This window comes from Ancylomarina sp. 16SWW S1-10-2, from assembly GCF_009669305.1.
Classification (GTDB): Bacteria; Bacteroidota; Bacteroidia; order Bacteroidales; family Marinifilaceae; genus Ancylomarina.
In genome coordinates this window covers 1-407 of the sequence record NZ_SADB01000281.1, presented here as the reverse complement: position 1 = coordinate 407, position 407 = coordinate 1, and the positions used below count along the sequence as shown (strand labels likewise).

At 38.8% G+C, this 407-nt stretch carries 1 protein-coding gene; it reads right to left on the bottom strand.

Going from position 1 to position 407, the window contains the following annotated elements; genetic code table 11:
* The coding region (locus tag EMN46_RS19240) for a hypothetical protein (RefSeq protein WP_154202630.1) at positions 1–329 on the bottom strand (329 nt) is incomplete at its 3' end.
* Between the last annotated feature and the right edge of the window lie 78 nt (positions 330–407).

Sequence of the window (407 nt, the reverse complement as noted above, 5' to 3'; positions counted from 1 at the left end):
AGTTCATCTGTTACTTCTATTTCACTAAAGGTCATTACTCCAACACCAGATCCAATAGTTGTTTTTGCTCCTAGATTATTAGTCACTTTTAAGCTTCCTAAAACGGATTCTCCAAGACTAAATGTTTCTGTTTTTGTTACAGAAAATCCTTTTTTAATAGAAGCAAAACTATTGGATCCGGGAGGGTCTCGTAATATGAAATCCACTTTGTCGGGCCCTTTGGTGACAAAGTCATTTCCAGTTGGTTTAACTCCTATAAAATATGCTCTGTATGGTTCTTCGTTGGAAGGCCAATTGGCAAATAGTCCACTTTGGGTCTGGAGTTTCATATCCATGTATTTTGTATAACTCCGCTCTGGACTCTCACGATCTGTTGTCAGATTGGGACCACTTGCCAGAAACGAGAA